Below are 18,365 nucleotides of genomic sequence, written 5' to 3'. Positions count from 1 at the left end.
TAGGTAAGGGGCATTATGAATTTTGGGGATAGCCGTAACGAAGATTGAGAGCGATTTTTACTTGGCTGCATTGACGTGGTACAATAGAACATATGGGAGGTGGGTGATACTATGATAGATAAGCAGGTGATTGAACAACGACTATTGTGGCAGTCGGCTTTGCTCATGTTCATGGTGGCTATTAGTGGTACACTGATGGGGGTATTCACCGGATCGGCTGCGGTACTTCTTGATGGTATCGTATCGTTTATGGCAGTTATCATAAAAATTATGATGATTATGACATCTAAGCTCATATCCCGTGAAACAAGCAAACGCTTTCAGTTCGGCTATTGGCAATTTGAGCCACTGGTGTTAATTGTGGAAGGCGGCTTTACATTGCTTTTCGTTATCTATGCATTGATGACGGGGATTATGAGTTTATTGGGTCCGGGGACGATTGTAAAGGCAGGGCCCATCGTAATTTACGCATTGGTATTCACCATAGCTGACGCAGCCTATTATTTTTATGTGCATGCCGTGAATAAACGGTTAAAATCAAATTTGGTGAAGTTCGACAATATCAGTTGGTCTATTGATGCGGTGCTTTCGGCAGGTATTCTTATCAGCTTTCTGTTTGCATGGGGATTGGAACAAACGGAATGGGCCATCTATGCGCGATATGTGGATCCGGTGGTACTCATCGCCTTGTCCATACAAATGCTTCCCAGTGCTATAAAAATTTTGGTGCCTTCTATGAAACAAATTATGGGAGTGGCACCGATGGAGTTGCATAATCGGATTCAGCGGATTATGGATGAATTCATGGAGCGCTATCATTTTAAGGATTATGTAAGCAGCGTGCAGGCTTATGGGAAGACAAAGATCATTGAAATCGATATTTTAATCCCCAAAAATTATGAGCATCAACGCATAGTGGAGTTGGATGCGATTCGCAATGAAATTGATGAAGCTATCGGTGGGCGAGCCGAAGAAAAATGGGTAACGATTACCTTTACGGCTACCAAGCGTTGGATGGCAAAGGATTATTTATTGGATGAAGCCGATGATGACGAGTAATTTGAAAGACGGTTCGGAGAAACCGGTGAATTATTTGTTAAAACATTTAATAGTTAGTTTGAATAAAGAGCTTACACATGGTTTAAGCAACGGTGCAATAGATATGGCAATACATAGCAAAGAAAAGAGGGACTATTCATGGAAGGGTTGGCACAAATTAAAGCAGAAATAACGCAAGCAGCAACGGAGTTAGCGGATAAAGCCAAACTGAAGGAAGGTCAAATTATGATTATTGGCTGTTCTACCAGCGAAGTGCAGGGTAAGAAAATCGGTACTGCATCGGGACCGGATATTGGCGTGGCCATTTACGAAGCATTGGCTGCGGTGGCTAAAGAAAAAGGCTTTGCCTTGGCTTTTCAGTGCTGCGAACATTTAAACAGAGCCATAGTAACAGAGCGTTCTGTGGCGGAGTGCAATGATTTATATATTTGTAATGCTGTACCGCAGCTACATGCAGGCGGTGCTATGGCAACGACGGCTTTCGGTCGAATGACAGATCCGGTGGTTGTGGAATATATCAAGGCCGATGCAGGTCTTGATATTGGTGACACGTTTATCGGTATGCATTTAAAACATGTAGCCGTGCCGGTGCGGTTAGCAGTGAAGGCAATCGGTGAAGCTCATTTGACGGCGGCTCGGGTGCGCCCGAAATATATCGGTGGACCGAGGGCTGTGTATGATGAAGCATTGATGTAATTTGATGACGTGCGGATTCAATTATGTTGTGAAGAAGGAGTTGAGATGTATGAAAAATTTTATTACACCAAAGGAGTTACATACATTACAAGCACAGGGGAACCTTGTGATTATTGACGTACGCGGTAAGGGGCCTTACGAGGCCGGTCACATCGAAGGAGCCTTAGCTCTCGACGTAGAACGGGATTTGACAAAACCTGTGGAAGCGCACGGTGGCCGTCATCCGTTACCGACGAAGGATAATTTTGCAGAAACGCTGCGGCGATTGGGACTTACGATTACATCCACAGTAGTTATTTATGATGATTGGATGACCGGTGTGGGCCGACTGTGGTGGATGTTACGCTATGCCGGGATTGAAAATGTAAAAGTACTGGCCGGTGGCATTGGCCGTTGGCAACGGGAAGGGTATCCGTTGACACAGGCAGTGACACCTAATCCAGCTCCGTCGTCTTTTGTGCCGCAGTGGCGTGAGAATTGGCTTGTTAGTCATGATGAAGTGGTGGCTCTTACCGCATCGCAGGAAAAGATTCTTGTAGATGTGCGTGCACCCGAACGCTATCGCGGTGAAGTGGAACCGCTAGATCCTGTAGCCGGCCATATACCGACAGCGATTAATATTTATTATGAATTACCTTATACAGCGGATGGCTTAAAGCCGGAGGCGGAGTTGAGGGAAATATTCAAGCCGCTTCTTAACTCAACCAAGAAAACCGTGTTGTATTGTGGCTCCGGTATTACGGCACCCATCGAAATGCTAGCCGTGGATGAATTAAATATTCCCGTAGCATTGTACCTTGGTAGCTTTAGTGACTGGACTAGCTATGAGAATGCGGTGATTGCTACGGGCACGGAAACGATGGATGATTAAAACTAATGTATAGGAGGGTTTCGTTTGCAAACCTTATATAAATTATTGTATGTTATTGTGTTTGCGTATATTCTGTATCATATGTATAGCTTTGGTTTTACGGTGGTGAATGTGGCGGCATTGATTCTTTTAGCGGCCAGTTTATATCTTGACGCGCACCGCCGTAGGCGCCGGGCCGAAGAGGCGCGGAAACGGCGTGATACAAAATGATGGTACGTATTGTGTGAGGAGGAATGTATGAAACTTATTTCTTGGAATGTAAACGGCCTGCGGGCAGCAGTGACGAAAGGCTTCATGGATAGCTTTAACGAACTTGATGCGGATGTATTTTGTTTGCAGGAAACCAAACTACAGCCCCACCAGATTGAATTGGAATTGCCTGGTTATCACCAGTATTGGAACAGTGCGGTGAAGAAGGGGTACAGCGGTACGGCACTTTTTACTAAAACGGAGCCAATCAGTGTTACCTATGGTATCGGCATTGAAGAACACGACCAGGAAGGACGCGTTATTACGGCGGAGTATGAGCATTGCTATGTGGTGACCTGCTACACGCCGAACAGTCAGCGAGGATTGGCACGACTTGCGTATCGAATGACATGGGAAGATGCATTCCGTAATTATTTGCTGGAGCTGGATGCGAAAAAGCCGGTGATTCTTTGCGGTGACCTCAATGTAGCACATGAAGAAATCGATTTGAAAAATCCGAAGACCAATCACAAAAATGCAGGCTTTACCGATGAAGAGCGATCTAAAATGACAGAACTATTGGCAGCAGGTTTTACGGATACCTTCCGTCATTTATATCCGGATGTAACCGATGCGTATAGTTGGTGGTCCTATATGGGAAAAGCGCGCGATAGAAATGTAGGGTGGAGAATTGATTACTTTATTACTTCCAAACGTTTGGATAATAGTATTACAGAAGCAAAGATTCATCCGCAAATTTTTGGTAGCGATCATTGCCCGGTAGAGCTCGATATTGCCATTGATTAAAAATAGTTTATTTTTATGGGGCATAAGGAGTCCCAATAGATGATTAATTAATATATAGTCTATAGAAGTGTATAAAACCAAATGATTTGCCTATATTGATTTCTCATGGTATAGTTTGAAATCTAACGACCGGGTCTATGACAGCCCCGGTCGTTTTAGTTATTATCTAATTGTTTAGATATAACTTTTAATCATTGTATTATGCGTAAATAGAAAATTGAGATATATTTTTAATTATCCCTGTGGTATAGTGAAGATGAGCAAGACGGTTGGTTTTGCAAACCTGTTATTCTATATGAGGTGATACGACTATGGCAAAGTACAATCCTTATGAAAATATGTTGAATACACTTGACGAAGCAGCTCAGAAATTGGGCTTAACGCGTAATGATTATGAAGTGATTCGCCATCCGGAACGTGAACTGAGCGTATCGATTCCGGTACAAATGGATGACGGCCACATTGAAGTATTCAATGGTTATCGTACACAACACAGTACAATTATGGGGGCAGCTAAAGGGGGTATTCGTTTCCATCCCGATGCGGATGAAAACGAAGTACGTGCATTGGCTGCTTGGATGACAATAAAGAATTCCATCGCTCACTTACCGTACGGCGGAGGTAAGGGCGGTATCAAAGTAGATCCGAAAAAATTAAGTAAACGTGAACTGGAACGGTTGACGCGCGGTTTTGTACGTAAGATAGCTCCGATTATTGGCGTAGATACGGATGTACCGGCACCGGATGTGAATACCAATCCTCAAATTATGGCGTGGATTGTAGATGAATTCAGTACTCTGAAAGGTGTTTGGTCACCCGGTGTTGTAACCGGTAAACCACTGGAAGTAGGCGGTTCTTTGGGACGTAACGAAGCTACTGGTCGTGGTTGTATGTTTACATTGAAAAGCTATTTGGAAAAGAAGGGCAAAAAGATGTCTGATGTGACGATTGCCGTTCAGGGCTTTGGTAACGTAGGCAGTGTAGGTGCACTTCTCATGCATCGCGAAGGTTGCAAGATTGTAGCTATCGGTGATGTTCACGGATCCATCTACAATGCAAACGGCATCGATGTAGAAAAAGCGTATGAATATGCTAACACGCACGGTCGATCTTTGGAAGGCTATGAAGAACCGGGCATGACGGTTATCGACAATAAAGAACTGCTTTTATTGGATGTTGATGTATTATACTTAGCTGCCTTGGAAAATCAGATTAACGGCGATAACATGAAAGATGTTAAAGCAAAACTTCTTTTGGAAGGGGCTAACGGACCTACGACGAATGAAGCAGATTTGTATTTCTATGATAAAGGCGTAGACATCTTGCCGGATGTATTGACTAATGGTGGTGGCGTTGTTACTTCTTATTACGAATGGGTACAAAATAAAGAAGGCTTGTATTGGACGGAAGAAGAAGTTAATGATCGTTTGGAAAAAAATATGAAGCGTAGCTTTGAAGAAGTATGGGCTATGCAACAGGAGTACAAGGTATATCCGCGCTTAGCTGCGTATATGGTAGCGTTAAAACGTTTGGTAGCAGCTAGTAAGTTACGTGGCTTTAACGGTTGATGTTTGATAAGTGCGTGAATCGTGCATATATAATTTGATTTGTATATGTAGTTAGCACTGCACCATAGCGGAGTAGAATAGCATATAGCGATAACGGGCTGGCTAGGGCTGTGGGGCTGCTATAGTCTGATAAAGGAGCGACAGGTATCGTCGACAAAAACGTGTAGATTGCGTAACAACGACGATAGAATGTGGCTCCTTTATTTTTGGCATGGATGCTAATGATATACAGAAGAATTACCATTGATAGATGATTTAAAACAGTAAATGCGGTGGAAGCGATCGTGGCTGAGAGAGTCTATGATTGTGAGCGCCTTTATGTGGCGCAAAGAACCGTTTATGGTGGCATCTTTTTATATGGGCTTGTTGGTGCCTTTGTTGGGAACGCATTTCTCAAGAATTGGAACACAATAATGATTGCGGAGCGTTACTCTTTTTGGATCTGGATAATTTTAAACAGGTTAACGATATCTTCGGTCATCAAGCCGGTGACGAAGCATTGCGCCGAGCGGTAGGTATCATGCGTCACGAACTGGATGGAGAAATTTATTACATCGGCCGCATCGGCGTTGCCATTGCACCGCATGACGGTCGTACGTACGGGACGCTGCTTCGCATAGCCGATGAACGAGCATACCATGCTAAAAATTCCGGTAAGAATCGGTATGCCAGTCGGTAAGCTTGCCATTGATATAGGATACATATAGGTGCTCAATAAGGATACCGCGCATACGACCGTAAGTCCGGAACAATTAAACCGAGCGTCGTATGCGCCGCTAAAAGCGGGCCGAGAAGCATTTTGTTAGAAGAAGTAAAAAAATATAAAGTAATTTATAAAAAAGGGCTTGCATTTATCAGCGCAGTATCATATAATAATTGACGTACCATTCCTCGATAGCTCAGTCGGTAGAGCAATCGGCTGTTAACCGATCGGTCGTAGGTTCGAGTCCTACTCGGGGAGCCATTGTGGCCCGTTGGTCAAGCGGTTAAGACACCGCCCTTTCACGGCGGTATCGGGGGTTCGATTCCCCCACGGGTCACCAGCATGGACGATTAGCTCAGCTGGGAGAGCGCCTGCCTTACAAGCAGGATGTCGGCAGTTCGATCCTGTCATCGTCCACCAAACCAAGCGAGCCATTTTCTTCGGAAGATGGCTCGTTTTTTTTATACCTTCTCACAGAAACATCGCATGGCATGGATAGGTAACCGTTGGTAGCCCTACAGCGAGTCATGCTTAGATTGATAGGAGAGTATACTATGACAGATGTATTCTGTGAGATTTTTGTTGAATACGCTAACTCCCCATTGGCGATATGGGGTATATGTGCTAACATAGCAGGTAGAATATAACGCTTTCATCATAGATTGAGAATCAGGTAGGAGGGTTACTTCATGACTGCCTATATACCATATTTAGTAGTATTGGCTGTAGTGATTGTTTTTTTCTTTGTATGTTACTTAGTATTCCGTGATAAGGATGAGCCGACAGCAAAACGGCCTGCTGCTCGCGAGACGGTGGCGAATGCGGATTATTACGAACGAAAACGAGCGGAGCACGGCGGTACACAATATCGTACGCGCAATGTAACTGTAGAGGATACGGCGACTCGTCGTAACGGCGAAGCAGCGAAAACCAACGCCGAGGCACCGACGCAGGAAGCTATGGAAGCCACGCAGATTATGCCGGCATCGCACCGAGATACGCATGCACGTCATCACAGTGAACAGGCGGCTGCCAAGGTAGAAGAACGGGAATGGCGCCGCAAGCATAGTAAGGCAAAGCGCGATGAAGCAGACGCACAGGCTCGCCGTCATACGGTGAAGGGTCATAGGGCCGCAGAACAGACAGTGCCGAATTCCTCCGTAAATACGGATGCTACTGTAGTTATCGGTTCGCGGGAAGAATTGGCACGTCACCTGGCAGACACAGACGGTGCGACACATACACAAAAGCCGACAGCTCCGGCCGATACGGATATGACGCGACCTATTGCGCCGATTAATGTGCGGACCATGGAAGCTTCGGAAGTGGCTGACGATGCGACGCGTATCTTGCCGGTAGTTACGGCAGAAACGACTCCGGCAGCAAAACGAACTGCCTCTCATGGCGATGTACCGGCTGCCGGTGATGCGGTGGACTGGGCGGTGCATCACTTTATGCAATCCTTCGGGATGCTTGGTGACTCTGCTAAAGAAGGTGTTCGCGCCATTACCGCCGATGCCTTGCAGCGCTTGGGAATTACCGGTGAAGCAGAAGTAAAGGCTCTTCTGGAAAATATTGTCGTACAGGAAGCGTTGATGTGTATGCAAAAAGCCTATGTGGCAACGCCTACACCGTGGATGTACGAAACAGCCATCGAAGCCTTCGGCGATGTAGTGCAGCAACCGAAATCAAGCACGCTTTACTTGTTGGCCTTTGATGCGCTTCGCATTTTACCGCATCTTCACTTAGGTCATTTCCAGGTTATGGCCTTGGCACTTTTATTACAGTACTCCCGTAACTCCAATAACTATAGCATGGATAACCTGCGCCACTATGTGGAAAAATATATCGAGCCCTTTGTGTCGGATGTACCGCGGGACGAATCCATGCATCGTCAGCTGGAATACTTGCACTGTAGCGCACAGGCTACCGATCGGGTTAGCCTCGCAGCTATCTTCAGTAATTCGTATCCGCTGATTTTTAAATACCGCGGCTTTACTCGGGATGAGCTGAGCATGGCATTGGACGGTGAACGCTTGGACGAACGCTTTATTGCGCGCAGCATTAATTCTTCTATGTACAAACTCACCTTAGTAGATGAAGGTTTGGCACAGCGCTTCTTCCGCTTGGCACATATCAGTGACGGTGACATTCAGCAGCGTCTGTTGGCATTGGCCAAGAGCAAGCCGACAGCTTTTACGGGACGGGAAAGTTTGGAAATTATGGAACGCATTTCGCCGGTATTGGTAAACCTTGCCGAAGTATACGACACCACGCCGATTTCCAAAATGACATTGACCCTCTTGGGCTTGTACTTGGGACGAGCTCATGTGAAAGTAACTATCGGCGAAGAATTCGATTTGTCGCCATGGTTGTAATCATGCTGTGATTGTGATAGATGCTGTGGAGGTAATACATGTTGCGGCTATACTAATAAAATACTCCCTCCGGTTTACGATGAACGCTTACATCAGTTTGCGCTCCTTCGTAACTGGAGGGAGTTTTTTTATGTCTTATTTTGAGGGAGTTTTTTTGTTTTATTTTATGTTGCATGGTCCGGTGTGGTATAGGGGGGTTACTTTATGATTGTTCCTCGTCGGCTCTTTGTTTAAATGCGTTAAGCTGGCAAATGAAATTATTGCGCAGCATGGTTGTATACGTATCGCGGCTCATAGAGATGGGAGCATGGGCCAATAGCGGTGAATGTTGCATGATGGCAGTCAGCGCAAACGGCGACAGCAAGCTGATATAACAGCCGTACAATCGCGGATCCGCCATATCATAGCCCAGGTAATCGCTGAGTAAGCTGCCGATGAGAGAAAACTTTGGCAGCGCCGACGAAGTGATGACGCGATGCATCATCGGTGACGGCGACAAGACTTCGCGAATCCAAAGCTTGATGTGCCAGTCGCTGTCGCTGAGCGCTTGCGCGAGAAAAAAATCTACAATGGATAACAGACGTTTATCCGGCGGAGCGTCACTATCCGCAATATCTCGAAGGATAGCCAAATCCATCAAATAATGCTGCACCTCACCGAGGACGGCTTCGTATAATGCTTCGCGACTGCCAAAATGGTAATTAACGGCAGCACTGTTAACCTGAGCAGCCGTGCAGATTTCCTTGCTGGTCGTTTTATCGTAGCCTTGTATAGCGAAGAGACGACCGGCGTGATCGATGATGCGTGCTTTGGTAGCTTGTCCGTCTTCACGACCGTTGACCGCTGGCGTCTTTGGCATTCGCGCTTGTCCGTTGGAGGCGCGTTTTTTTTGTACCGATGCATTGTCGGCTTCCGGAGGGATACTTGTTTGTAATTGTGTTTCGTTTATATTCATGGACACCTCAATACAGTTTTACGATAATTTTTTACGGAACAGCGTAGCCGCCAAGGGCAAGGTAATAGATGCGACGATCAACATAGGAACATAGTTGATGGCAATTAAATTAAGGCCGGCCCCTTCCAGATAAATGCGGCGTACCGACTCAACGGCAAAGCGCATAGGATTGATATAGGTAGCGTACTGTAATATGTCCGGCATATTCTGAATTGGCGTGGACAAACCGGATAATAGTAGCATAGGGAGCAGGATGACAAAGCAATACACCATGATTTGCTGCATGGAATCAGAAATGGCGGATATGGAAAGGCCAACACCGACAGAGCTGAGCAGGAAGATAAAAATAGTTAAATACAGTGTGCCGATAGAGCCTACCGGCGTAATGCCGAACCAGAAAATGGTTAGCAGCAATACTAAGGTAGCTTGGATGGTGCCGATGATCATCGGCGGAATCGCCTTGGCAATAAGAATTTCATAGGGCTGCAGCGGCGTAACCAACAGCTGATCAAAGGTACCCTGCTCGCGTTCGCGGGCTACCGATAAACCGGCCAGCATCATAACCTGCGTTAGAGCCAGCATAGGAATTAATGAAGGAAGAAACATCCAACGGGTAATCAGATTGGGATTGTACCACGTGCGGTTGACGACTTCCACAGCCGGCGGAGTACCGCGAAGCTCCGTGGAATACGCAGAGGCTATAGACGAAATATATCCGGCGGCAATGCCCGAGGTGGTTGGGTCGCGCCCGTCGGTAATGACCTGTACCGGCGCGGTCGTACCGGCGGTAATCTGATTGGCAAAGTCCTGGTTTACCGTTACGACGGCAATGACATCACCGGAGTCGATGGCCGAGGCGATTTGCGCGGTAGAGCTCAATGTGTAGACGCGCTGAAAAATGCCGGAGCCTTCCAGGCGAGCGATGAAATCCGCTGAATAGCTGCTGTGGCTTTGGTCTAATAGTGCGTAAGGAACTCGGTCTAGGTTAAAACTGGCCGTGTAGCCGAACAGCATGCCCTGTACGATAACGGGCAGGAGGAGAATGAAACGGATTTTAGGATCCTTCAGCGTCACCAAGAGTTCCTTGCGAATGACGCACAATAATTTGTAAAACGTAGTCGATAATGACGTCATAAGTGTGGCCTCTTTCGTAGAATAAGGTATGATTACATTAAAAATATGTTAATAGAGTTAATCCAACCGCTTGCGCGTTACCAGCAATGATAAGCCGATAAAGAGAACCGCATAGCCGGCAAGGATAGCACAGTTTTTGTAAATGATGACTGGATTGTTACCGGCGAGGAACAGGGATTTCAGTAAATCCATATAGTACGTAGCCGGCATGAGATGGCTGATGACATTTACCGCCGTAGGCACGCTGCGCAAGTCAAAGATGAAGCCGCTAAGCATAATGGTAGGCAATAGACTGACCAACAAAGCCAACTGGCAAGAAAGAAATTGATTCTTTAGCACCGAAGAAATAGTCAGCCCCATACCGATGGCAACAAGTACGTATTCTACGGAGGCGAAAAGGATAAGGATGATAGATCCTTCGATGGGAACTTCGTATACGTAACGAGCCGATAACAGACAAATGAAAAAGCCAATCATGGCTACACCAAAATACGGAATAATTTTGGCAAATACAATTTCCGCTGCATGCATGGGTGTTACGAAAAGGGACTCCAAGGTGCCCCGTTCCCATTCGCGCGCCATGACAAGGGCCGTTAGAAATACGCCGACCAAGGTCATAACGATGACAATCAACCCGGGAATAAACATCCACGTACTGGTGTTGGCATCGTTAAACCATTGACGAGAGTCGACAGTAACAGAACCCGGAGCGATGGATGATGCGGCAAGCGTTGTTGACGAAGGTGTACCGGCTATGGCCGGTGCTCCGTTAATGGCTGTGCCCGACAGATAGGCTTGTTGCCAACGGGCGATGCCGTTTTGCACATACGTAGTAGTGGCGTTGGCAATCGTAGTATCTACGCCGTAGGTAATGAGCTGCACTTTGCCGCGTCCCTCGCTGAGCCGAGCGGAGAAATCGCCGGGAATGCGAAGGATGGCTTCCGCCCGTCGTTCATCCATTAGCTGCTTAGCTTCCTGCATGGAGGTAACATAGCGTGGTGAAAAATACGGAGATTCATTCATGAAGCTGACAACCGAGCGCGCCGTAGGCGAACTGTCCTCCAGCACTACGGCAGTAGGAATGTGCGTCACATCCATAGACATACCGAAGCCGATGAGGAAAATCAACAGCGCCGGAATGACGAGACCGATGAAAAAGCTACTGGGGTCACGGGTAAGCTGCAAGCATTCTTTATAAATTAAAGCTCGTAGGCGACGAACGCTCATGAAGAAGAACCTCCTTTCGGTGGTATTGCCGTATCAGTGGCCGCATGGTTTCGTTTTTGTTCCACGATGTTGATGAATGCTTCGTTCATGGATGAAGGGTTGCCGGCGCGTCGGCGAATTTCTGCCGGTGTACCTAAGGCTACCATGCAGCCGCGGTCCTGGATGAGGATGCGGTCGCAATATTCCGCTTCCTCCATGAAATGGGTGGTAATGATTACCGTAGTACCGGCTGCGGCCAGCGCCGTAATTTGACGCCAAAAGATGCGGCGTGCCAAGGGATCGATACCACTGGTCGGTTCATCGAGAAAAAGAAGGCCCGGTTTGTGTAACAAAGCGGCGGCCATGGAGAGACGCTGCTTATAACCGCCGGGCAGTTCGCCGGCCGGTTCATAGCGATGGGTATCAAGATCAAACTGATGAAGAATTTCTTCAATGCGTTCCTTAGCTGCATGCGGCGATAAACCATAGGCCCCGGCAAAGAATTCCAAATTTTCTTCTACCGTCAAGGTACTGTACAAGGAAAATTTTTGCGCCACATAACCAAGTCCGGCACGGGCCTTGGCACGGGCACGCCGCAAATCGTAGCCGAGAACGGACAGTGCACCGGAGCTGGCCGGCAGAAGCCCGCATAGCATGCGGAAGGTGGTAGACTTACCGGCTCCGTTCGGTCCCAGCAGTCCGAAAATTTCACCGCGATGAACAGAAAAGGATACGTGATTGACAGCAATGAAATCACCGAACTTACGCATTACATCCTTTACTTCTACATCGGCCGGGGCCTCCTCGGAGGAAGCCGTCGAAGTATAATCGATGACAAAATGGGATGCTTCCGCTTGCGGCTGACTGTGCTCTTTTAGTATCATCATGAACGCATCCTCCAATGTGGGCGGCGTGGCTTGCGGCACTAAATCGGGGAAGTGGGCATACACTGCCAAATGGTTTACATCGGAGGTACGGCTGATAAAACGCACAGCTCCACCTTGAGGAACTGCGTCAATAACGTGCGGCGTATCGTCGATGAGGGCCGCCTGCAATAAGCGGGCTGGCACATGGGGCGGTGGTGTTACGAGATAACAAGCGCCGTCGGCTTTTTTAGTAATCGCCTTTGGGGATCCTTGGGCGAGAAGCTTTCCTTCGTGAAGAATATATACCTTGTGACAAAGCGAGGCTTCATCCATATAGGCAGTGCTGACGAGAATGGAAAGATTATCGTCGTGTGCCAGCTGTTGCAGAATATCCCACAGCTCACGACGCGATAACGGATCCACGCCAACCGTCGGTTCATCGAGAATAATCAGCTTTGGTGCGCTTAATAATGTGCAGGCCAAGCCTAGCTTTTGCTTCATCCCGCCGGATAGTTTACCGGCAGGACGTTTCGTAAACGGAGCCAGTCCCGTCATGGCAAGAAGTCGTTGGAAGCGCTGCTCCCTTACATCCTTAGGCAACGCATGCAGGTCCGCATATAGATTTAGATTTTCTTGTACGGATAAATCTTCGTATAAACCGAATTTCTGCGGCATGTAGCCGACGCGATTTTGTACGGCTTGCGGATCGACGGACACATCAATGCCATCGATAACGGCAGAGCCACCGTCGGCGCGAAGGAGACCGCAAAGAATGCGCATGCACGTTGTCTTACCGGCTCCGTCCGGCCCGATGAGGGCAACCAATTCGCCGGGAGCGACAGTAATGCTTAGCGCATCTAACGCAACAATGGTGTCGCCTGTTACCGGATGGGGAAAGCATTTATGAAGTTCTTCTACCGTGACGAGCGGTATGATTTCACTGACTGACATAAGGGCCTCCTTACCAGAAATATTTCAATGGAAGAGCAGTGACCTGTAATGGGAACGAAGTGGTGCTGTGCATATGAAGTCTGTTATTTATTATCGAAAGTAACAGTGGCCGGCATGCCCAGGCGCAGCACATTGTTGGGATCCTCTACATTGATGCGTACTTCGTATACCAAATCCGTGCGAAGCTCTGTGGTTTGCACCTGCTTTGGCGTAAATTCGGCGGTGCCGGAAATAAATCCAACCGTGCCGGATAAGGTTTGACCGGGCAAGCTGTCGATGGTGACGGTGGCTGGCATGCCTTCGTAAATGCGACCCAAATCTTTTTCGTTTACGTACGCGCGTACCCATTTAGTCGTATCTAGGCTGAGTAAGTACACGGGCTTGTTCGGTGCGGCCATGTCGCCGGGTTGCATGAGACGATTGCGGATGGTACCGGCTTCCGGAGCAATCAGGGTAGCTTGACTCAGTTTGTATTCCGCCATCTTTAATTGTTCCTTCAGTGCGGCAAGCTGTGCTTCTGCCGCAGCAATATCTTCGCTGCGTGGTCCGGCTACGGCTAACTGGTGTGACGCTTCGGTGCGGTTTACATTAGCGACCGCTTCATTGTAACGCGCCTCGGCATTATCCAATTCCTGCTGACTGATGGCACCGCTTTCGCGAAGTTGGCGCAACCGTTCGTAAGTGACGCGGGCATTTTCTGCGGTGGCGGTAGCATTGGATACCGTAGCGGCGGCTTCATTAATTTCTTCCGGGCGGGATCCGTTGTGCAGCTTCGTTACGATAGCTTCCTGCTGAGCAATTTGTGCCTTGGTTTGAGCAATGGATAATTGCAACGGTTCGGTGGCGAGTTGTGCCAAGACATCGCCCTTCTTGACGCGGGCACCTTCCTCTACATTCATGGAAGCAATACGTTCGCTGGCATTAAAGCTTAGCGATACTTGCCGTTGATCCACATTGCCGTACAAGGTGAGCGGGCCTGTGGTCGGTCGCCACACATAGTAGAGAATGCCCACTATAATGGCGAGAATAACGACGCCGATAAGCGTTGGCACTTTGTGAGTGCGTACATAGGTAATCACGAATATGACCTCCTTATTGCGGAACAGGGCGAGAACAGACTCGCCGCATACTTTGTACGTTCATTATATCAAATTCAAATTTGAATTACAAATTGAAGAAAAAAAGAGAAGCCCGTAACAACGGGCCTATAAGAAATCAAATATATGTTGATGCTATTACGATTTCTGTAACATGACAATCACAAATCGAGTTTGATACATGTTAACTGCAAAACGAGTTTGTTAAAAACCAAACTCCGCAATATCATCCAGATTGAGCAGCGACACCGTTTTGCCGTCCAGGCGAATGATGCCTTCATCCTGCAATCGCCCCAACTCACGACTCAGTGCGGTGCGCGATACATTGAGGACATCCGCCATTTCTTGACGATTGTGAGGTAATTGTAAGGTGGTGCTGTGTTGCTTGTTGTAAATATCCATAAAGTAGGCGAAGATTTTTTCGCGCATCCCTTTAAGACTGAGATAGTGCACCTTCCGTGTCAGTTGCAAGGCTTTCTCCGACATGTCGTGCAACAAGTTGGTGACGATTTGCAGCTGACAGCTTTCACAACCCTTAAAGGATCCGGTGAAAGCTTTGAGGGGAAGAAACAATACTTCACTGGCCTTGGTGGTTTGAATGGTGGCCGGCCAGTTAGGCTTGTCCGTAAAGAGCAAGGCTTCGCCGAACATATCCGACGGGCGCAATTCGGTCATAATCGTGCGTTGGCCCATGACGTTTTCCCGCGTCAAGTGAGCGTGACCGCTGAGCAAGATGCCGATGCCCTCCATGGGTTCGCCGGTAAGGGCGATGAAGCTTTGCTTTTTATATGACTCTATATATAAGGAGGTGTTGTTCAGAAATAAATGCAGCTCTTCGTCGCTAAGCTGGCGAAACAACGGTGATTCGCGCAGGATAGGCATATATTTTTGAATGAGTAGTTCAGTGACAGCTGTGGTCATGCGCATACCTCCTATTAAGTAATAACGGATGATTATATGTATAAGTATATCAAAAAAACTCTATGTTGGCTGTAAAAGTGTTGCCCCGGATACAGATTTTATACCACCATTATAATATACTTTAAGCACAGTCACAAACGACGAAGTTACGAAAACCCAAGATGTGGCAGTTATGTAAATTGTAATTCATATACAGTGTTTCGGGAGAGTCCCGAAGAAGGAGGTTTCTCATGAGTATGTTCTGTTTCCAGTGTGAACAGTCGGCAAATCCGGGCGGTTGTAAGGTTCAGGGTGTATGCGGTAAAACGGCACCGGTAGCTAACAAGCAGGATGAATTGACAGCGGCTTTGATCGGTTTGGCACGCGCTTGTGATGCGAAAGGTGCCACAGCAGCCGAATATGCATTATTAAAGCAAGGCCTGTTCATGTGCGTAACGAACGTTAACTTTGACGAAGAACGCGTACAGGAATTCATCAATCGCGTAGAAGCGGCTCGCAATGCTATCGATCCGAGTGCGGCTGATTTCGATTGGGAAGCACTTTGGGTTGGCGACGAAGACATCATTTCCTTGCGTTCCACCTTGCTTCTCGGCATGCGCGGTATGGCCGCTTATGCATGGCATGCAGCGGTTCTTTCCTACAACGATCCGGACGTTGACGCTTGGTTCGTAAAAGGTCTCGTTGAATTCGCTAAGGATCACAGCGCAGAAGAATGGCTTGGTCTTCTCATGGAATTCGGCGAAGTCAACCTCAAATGCATGGCTCTTCTTGACAAAGCCAATACGGAAAGCTATGGTACGCCGGAACCGACTAAGGTATCCCTCACCGTACAGCCCGGCCCGTTCATCGTAGTAACCGGTCACGACTTGCACGATCTTAAAATGTTACTCGAACAGTCCGAAGGCAAAGGCGTAGACATCTACACTCACGGCGAAATGTTACCGTGCCACGCATATCCGGAACTTAAAAAATATTCCCACTTAAAAGGCAACTTCGGTACTGCATGGCAGAACCAGCAGAACGAATTCGATAACGTACCGGGCGCATTCCTCTTCACGACGAACTGCTTGATGCCGCCAAGAGCTTCCTACAAGAGCAACGTATTCACTACGGACATGGTAGGCTTCCCGGATGTAGCTCACGTAACGGCTAACGAAGACGGCACGAAAGATTTCAGCGCTGTTATCGAAAAAGCTATCGAACTCGGCGGCTACAAAGAAGCACAGCACTTCACCGGTATTAACGGTGGTCACGAAGTAACGACCGGTTTCGGTCATGGTACGGTTCTTAGCATTGCCGACAAAGTTATCGACGCTGTTAAAGCCGGCGCTATTAAACACTTCTTCCTCGTTGGCGGTTGCGACGGTGCTAAGGTAGGCCGTAACTACTACACCGAATTCGTAAAACAGACTCCGAAGGATACGGTAGTCCTCACCTTGGCTTGCGGTAAATATCGTTTCAACGACCTTGACCTTGGCGAAATCGGCGGCATTCCGCGTATGCTCGACATGGGTCAGTGTAACGACTCCTACTCCGCTATCCAGGTAGCCGTAGCTTTGGCAAAAGCATTTGATTGCGATGTTAACGACTTGCCGCTTACCCTCGTACTTTCCTGGTACGAACAGAAAGCTGTTTGCGTACTCCTCACCTTGTTAGCATTAGGTATCCGCAACATTTACATCGGACCAACCTTGCCGAAGTTCTTCTCCTCCAACGTTCTCAACATCCTTGTTGAAAAATTCCAGTTGCACCCGATTACTACACCGGAAGCTGATATGAAAGCTATCCTCGGTGCTAACTAATCGGTAGCGATAGATGTAGTTGAGCCTGGCGGTGTGGGGCCCCGGAGGGGGTTCCTTGGCCAACACCTTCAGCAATAAATAAAAGCTCCGTATATAGGTATGACATGTCAAATCTATGAAATGACATTGTTTAACCCGTGTACGGGGCTTTTCTCATTCTTTGGGAAAAAGATACCTATGATAGTGCTTTGAAGCCGGATCTAGTGAATGGCGTTTCCCGATATATATGGGCTGTTTTGTTGTTATGTATATTTCGTAACAAGGTGTATCGTCAGCGAGAAAAACAGCAGTAAGTCTATCTTGTTAAGAGATTTGAAAAAGTTAACCTATAGAATATAAATCTCAATCTTAATAATCGTTATTGATATTGCATAGAGGATTAATATATAATAAAATAGTACGTTGAAATGGTAGGGTATAGTTCGCATGATTAAAGGGGTCGAGGGATATACTAAGATTGAAATTTGATTGGTGCAAACCAAAGAAACATATACAAAAAAGAAACATATACAAAGAGGTGTATCTATAGGTACAATAAAGAGAGAAAACGTTTGGAGTTATAACACATGAAATACCTGACTTGAGACAGCATTGCTAGATGTTGTTTGTACGCATCGGCAAGGCGATAGTTTGTCGAAAGTTAAGGTTGTTGCTGGATATGCGGGCTGTGTAGGTTCGCCGTGGTGTGGGTGGTATCTTATGGTTATAAGGTATAAGGCGTTAAGTAACGCTATAGTGCATAGGTATAAATTAAGTAATTTAGTAAGGAAGAATATAGGTGACAGTGAAATGGAGTTAATACACACTATGAAGGTACGACGCGGCGCGCAAGTGTCTGATGTGGACGGTGTGCGTTGCCGTCTTGCTGATGATGCAAGAGTTATGAGTGAAGCGAGTTATACTAGTATTAGTAGTTATAATGAGATATCCTTGGTTAATGCATATAATTAATGGGGGGAGGTAATAGGATGAATAAGATATATAAAGTCATATACAATAAGAATAAACATAGATATGAAGTAGTATCGGAATTAGCAAAAAGTCACGGTGGCAAGTGCAAGACTACCGTGGCTACCGCCGGTGATACCAACTGGTTGCGCCGCCTGTGGATGCGCGTCAGGGGTGGTGTTAATAAGCGCGATGAAGATGGCATCCTGTGACT

Annotated in this window: 17 protein-coding genes and 3 tRNA genes; 14 read left to right on the top strand and 6 right to left on the bottom strand. The window is 47.1% G+C overall.

The window, feature by feature from the left end:
- The first annotated feature begins 111 nt into the window (after positions 1-111).
- The 11 genes from Q5873_RS04065 (at position 112) to Q5873_RS04015 (ending at position 8,271) form a co-directional block, all read left to right on the top strand.
- Entirely contained in the window at positions 112-1,059 is a 948-nt protein-coding gene (locus tag Q5873_RS04065) for a cation diffusion facilitator family transporter (protein ID WP_028254907.1), read from the top strand.
- A gap of 138 nt (positions 1,060-1,197) precedes the next feature.
- Positions 1,198-1,755, top strand: a complete 558-nt coding sequence (locus Q5873_RS04060; RefSeq protein WP_303059380.1) for a TIGR01440 family protein — start codon at positions 1,198-1,200, stop codon at positions 1,753-1,755.
- 49 nt (positions 1,756-1,804) lie between these two features.
- Positions 1,805-2,626 (top strand): sulfurtransferase, encoded by an 822-nt coding sequence (locus Q5873_RS04055; protein WP_288760762.1) that lies wholly within the window; start codon positions 1,805-1,807, stop codon positions 2,624-2,626.
- A 24-nt stretch (positions 2,627-2,650) separates the two neighbouring features.
- Positions 2,651-2,836 (top strand): hypothetical protein, encoded by a 186-nt coding sequence (locus Q5873_RS04050; protein ID WP_028254904.1) that lies wholly within the window; start codon positions 2,651-2,653, stop codon positions 2,834-2,836.
- 27 nt (positions 2,837-2,863) lie between these two features.
- Positions 2,864-3,622: an exodeoxyribonuclease III gene (locus Q5873_RS04045; protein ID WP_028254903.1), complete on the top strand. Its 759-nt coding sequence runs from the start codon at positions 2,864-2,866 to the stop codon at positions 3,620-3,622.
- A 311-nt stretch (positions 3,623-3,933) separates the two neighbouring features.
- On the top strand, positions 3,934-5,190 hold the full coding sequence (locus Q5873_RS04040) for a Glu/Leu/Phe/Val family dehydrogenase (protein ID WP_303059376.1): 1,257 nt from the start codon (positions 3,934-3,936) through the stop codon (positions 5,188-5,190).
- A 400-nt stretch (positions 5,191-5,590) separates the two neighbouring features.
- Positions 5,591-5,869 carry a GGDEF domain-containing protein gene (locus Q5873_RS04035; protein WP_303059374.1) on the top strand — a complete coding sequence of 93 codons (279 nt, stop codon included), beginning with the start codon at positions 5,591-5,593 and terminating at the stop codon, positions 5,867-5,869.
- A gap of 209 nt (positions 5,870-6,078) precedes the next feature.
- A tRNA-Asn gene (locus tag Q5873_RS04030) sits at positions 6,079-6,154 on the top strand.
- Between the two features lie 4 nt (positions 6,155-6,158).
- Positions 6,159-6,233, top strand: a tRNA-Glu gene (locus Q5873_RS04025).
- A 4-nt stretch (positions 6,234-6,237) separates the two neighbouring features.
- Positions 6,238-6,313 (top strand) — tRNA-Val (locus Q5873_RS04020).
- Between the two features lie 269 nt (positions 6,314-6,582).
- A complete protein-coding gene (locus tag Q5873_RS04015) occupies positions 6,583-8,271 on the top strand; it encodes an LPO_1073/Vpar_1526 family protein (protein ID WP_303059372.1) in 1,689 nt (562 codons plus the stop codon).
- A gap of 202 nt (positions 8,272-8,473) precedes the next feature.
- Here Q5873_RS04015 and Q5873_RS04010 read toward each other — a convergent pair whose 3' ends face one another.
- The 6 genes from Q5873_RS04010 to Q5873_RS03985 all read right to left on the bottom strand — a co-directional run bounded on the left by Q5873_RS04010 (position 8,474) and on the right by Q5873_RS03985 (position 15,401).
- Positions 8,474-9,226, bottom strand: coding sequence for a TetR/AcrR family transcriptional regulator (locus Q5873_RS04010; protein WP_303059370.1), 753 nt, complete (start codon positions 9,224-9,226; stop codon positions 8,474-8,476).
- Between the two features lie 18 nt (positions 9,227-9,244).
- Positions 9,245-10,360: an ABC transporter permease gene (locus tag Q5873_RS04005; protein WP_303059368.1), complete on the bottom strand. Its 1,116-nt coding sequence runs from the start codon at positions 10,358-10,360 to the stop codon at positions 9,245-9,247.
- 57 nt (positions 10,361-10,417) lie between these two features.
- Positions 10,418-11,587 carry an ABC transporter permease gene (locus Q5873_RS04000; RefSeq protein WP_288191113.1) on the bottom strand — a complete coding sequence of 390 codons (1,170 nt, stop codon included), beginning with the start codon at positions 11,585-11,587 and terminating at the stop codon, positions 10,418-10,420.
- Positions 11,584-13,383, bottom strand: a complete 1,800-nt coding sequence (locus Q5873_RS03995) for an ATP-binding cassette domain-containing protein (RefSeq protein ID WP_288191114.1) — start codon at positions 13,381-13,383, stop codon at positions 11,584-11,586. The genes Q5873_RS04000 and Q5873_RS03995 overlap by 4 nt, the downstream gene beginning before the upstream one ends.
- 83 nt (positions 13,384-13,466) lie before the next feature.
- The gene (locus tag Q5873_RS03990) at positions 13,467-14,462 is read right to left on the bottom strand and encodes an HlyD family secretion protein (protein WP_303059365.1); all 996 of its coding nucleotides are present in this window, start codon (positions 14,460-14,462) and stop codon (positions 13,467-13,469) included.
- A gap of 222 nt (positions 14,463-14,684) precedes the next feature.
- Complete coding sequence (locus Q5873_RS03985) at positions 14,685-15,401, bottom strand: Crp/Fnr family transcriptional regulator (RefSeq protein ID WP_303059363.1); 717 nt, start codon at positions 15,399-15,401, stop codon at positions 14,685-14,687.
- A 230-nt stretch (positions 15,402-15,631) separates the two neighbouring features.
- Here Q5873_RS03985 and hcp point away from each other — a divergent pair, with 230 nt between their 5' ends.
- The 3 genes from hcp to Q5873_RS03970 all read left to right on the top strand — a co-directional run bounded on the left by hcp (position 15,632) and on the right by Q5873_RS03970 (position 18,363).
- Entirely contained in the window at positions 15,632-17,203 is a 1,572-nt protein-coding gene (hcp, locus tag Q5873_RS03980; protein WP_276626166.1) for a hydroxylamine reductase, read from the top strand.
- Positions 17,204-18,010: 807 nt separating this feature from the next.
- Positions 18,011-18,154: a hypothetical protein gene (locus Q5873_RS03975; protein WP_303059362.1), complete on the top strand. Its 144-nt coding sequence runs from the start codon at positions 18,011-18,013 to the stop codon at positions 18,152-18,154.
- A 17-nt stretch (positions 18,155-18,171) separates the two neighbouring features.
- Positions 18,172-18,363 carry an ESPR domain-containing protein gene (locus Q5873_RS03970; protein WP_303059361.1) on the top strand — a complete coding sequence of 64 codons (192 nt, stop codon included), beginning with the start codon at positions 18,172-18,174 and terminating at the stop codon, positions 18,361-18,363.
- The last annotated feature ends 2 nt before the right edge of the window (positions 18,364-18,365 follow it).

This window comes from Veillonella magna (assembly GCF_959600285.1).
GTDB classification, from domain to species: Bacteria; Bacillota; Negativicutes; order Veillonellales; family Veillonellaceae; genus Veillonella_A; species Veillonella_A magna.
Note: the sequence above shows the minus strand (reverse complement) of the source record. Positions and strands in the feature narration are given on the sequence as shown.

Excerpts from the sequence above, each read along its gene's own strand:
- Q5873_RS03995 (WP_288191114.1), bottom strand. The coding sequence starts at position 13,383 with ATGTCAGTCAGTGAAATCATACCGCTCGTCACGGTAGAAGAACTTCAT.
- Q5873_RS04065 (WP_028254907.1), top strand. The coding sequence starts at position 112 with ATGATAGATAAGCAGGTGATTGAACAACGACTATTGTGGCAGTCGGCT.
- Q5873_RS03975 (WP_303059362.1), top strand. The coding sequence starts at position 18,011 with ATGAAGGTACGACGCGGCGCGCAAGTGTCTGATGTGGACGGTGTGCGT.
- Q5873_RS04005 (WP_303059368.1), bottom strand. The coding sequence starts at position 10,360 with ATGACGTCATTATCGACTACGTTTTACAAATTATTGTGCGTCATTCGC.
- Q5873_RS04055 (WP_288760762.1), top strand. The coding sequence starts at position 1,805 with ATGAAAAATTTTATTACACCAAAGGAGTTACATACATTACAAGCACAG.
- Q5873_RS04010 (WP_303059370.1), bottom strand. The coding sequence starts at position 9,226 with ATGAATATAAACGAAACACAATTACAAACAAGTATCCCTCCGGAAGCC.
- Q5873_RS03985 (WP_303059363.1), bottom strand. The coding sequence starts at position 15,401 with ATGACCACAGCTGTCACTGAACTACTCATTCAAAAATATATGCCTATC.
- Q5873_RS04045 (WP_028254903.1), top strand. The coding sequence starts at position 2,864 with ATGAAACTTATTTCTTGGAATGTAAACGGCCTGCGGGCAGCAGTGACG.
- Q5873_RS03970 (WP_303059361.1), top strand. The coding sequence starts at position 18,172 with ATGAATAAGATATATAAAGTCATATACAATAAGAATAAACATAGATAT.
- Q5873_RS04040 (WP_303059376.1), top strand. The coding sequence starts at position 3,934 with ATGGCAAAGTACAATCCTTATGAAAATATGTTGAATACACTTGACGAA.
- hcp (WP_276626166.1), top strand. The coding sequence starts at position 15,632 with ATGAGTATGTTCTGTTTCCAGTGTGAACAGTCGGCAAATCCGGGCGGT.
- Q5873_RS04000 (WP_288191113.1), bottom strand. The coding sequence starts at position 11,587 with ATGAGCGTTCGTCGCCTACGAGCTTTAATTTATAAAGAATGCTTGCAG.
- Q5873_RS04060 (WP_303059380.1), top strand. The coding sequence starts at position 1,198 with ATGGAAGGGTTGGCACAAATTAAAGCAGAAATAACGCAAGCAGCAACG.
- Q5873_RS04015 (WP_303059372.1), top strand. The coding sequence starts at position 6,583 with ATGACTGCCTATATACCATATTTAGTAGTATTGGCTGTAGTGATTGTT.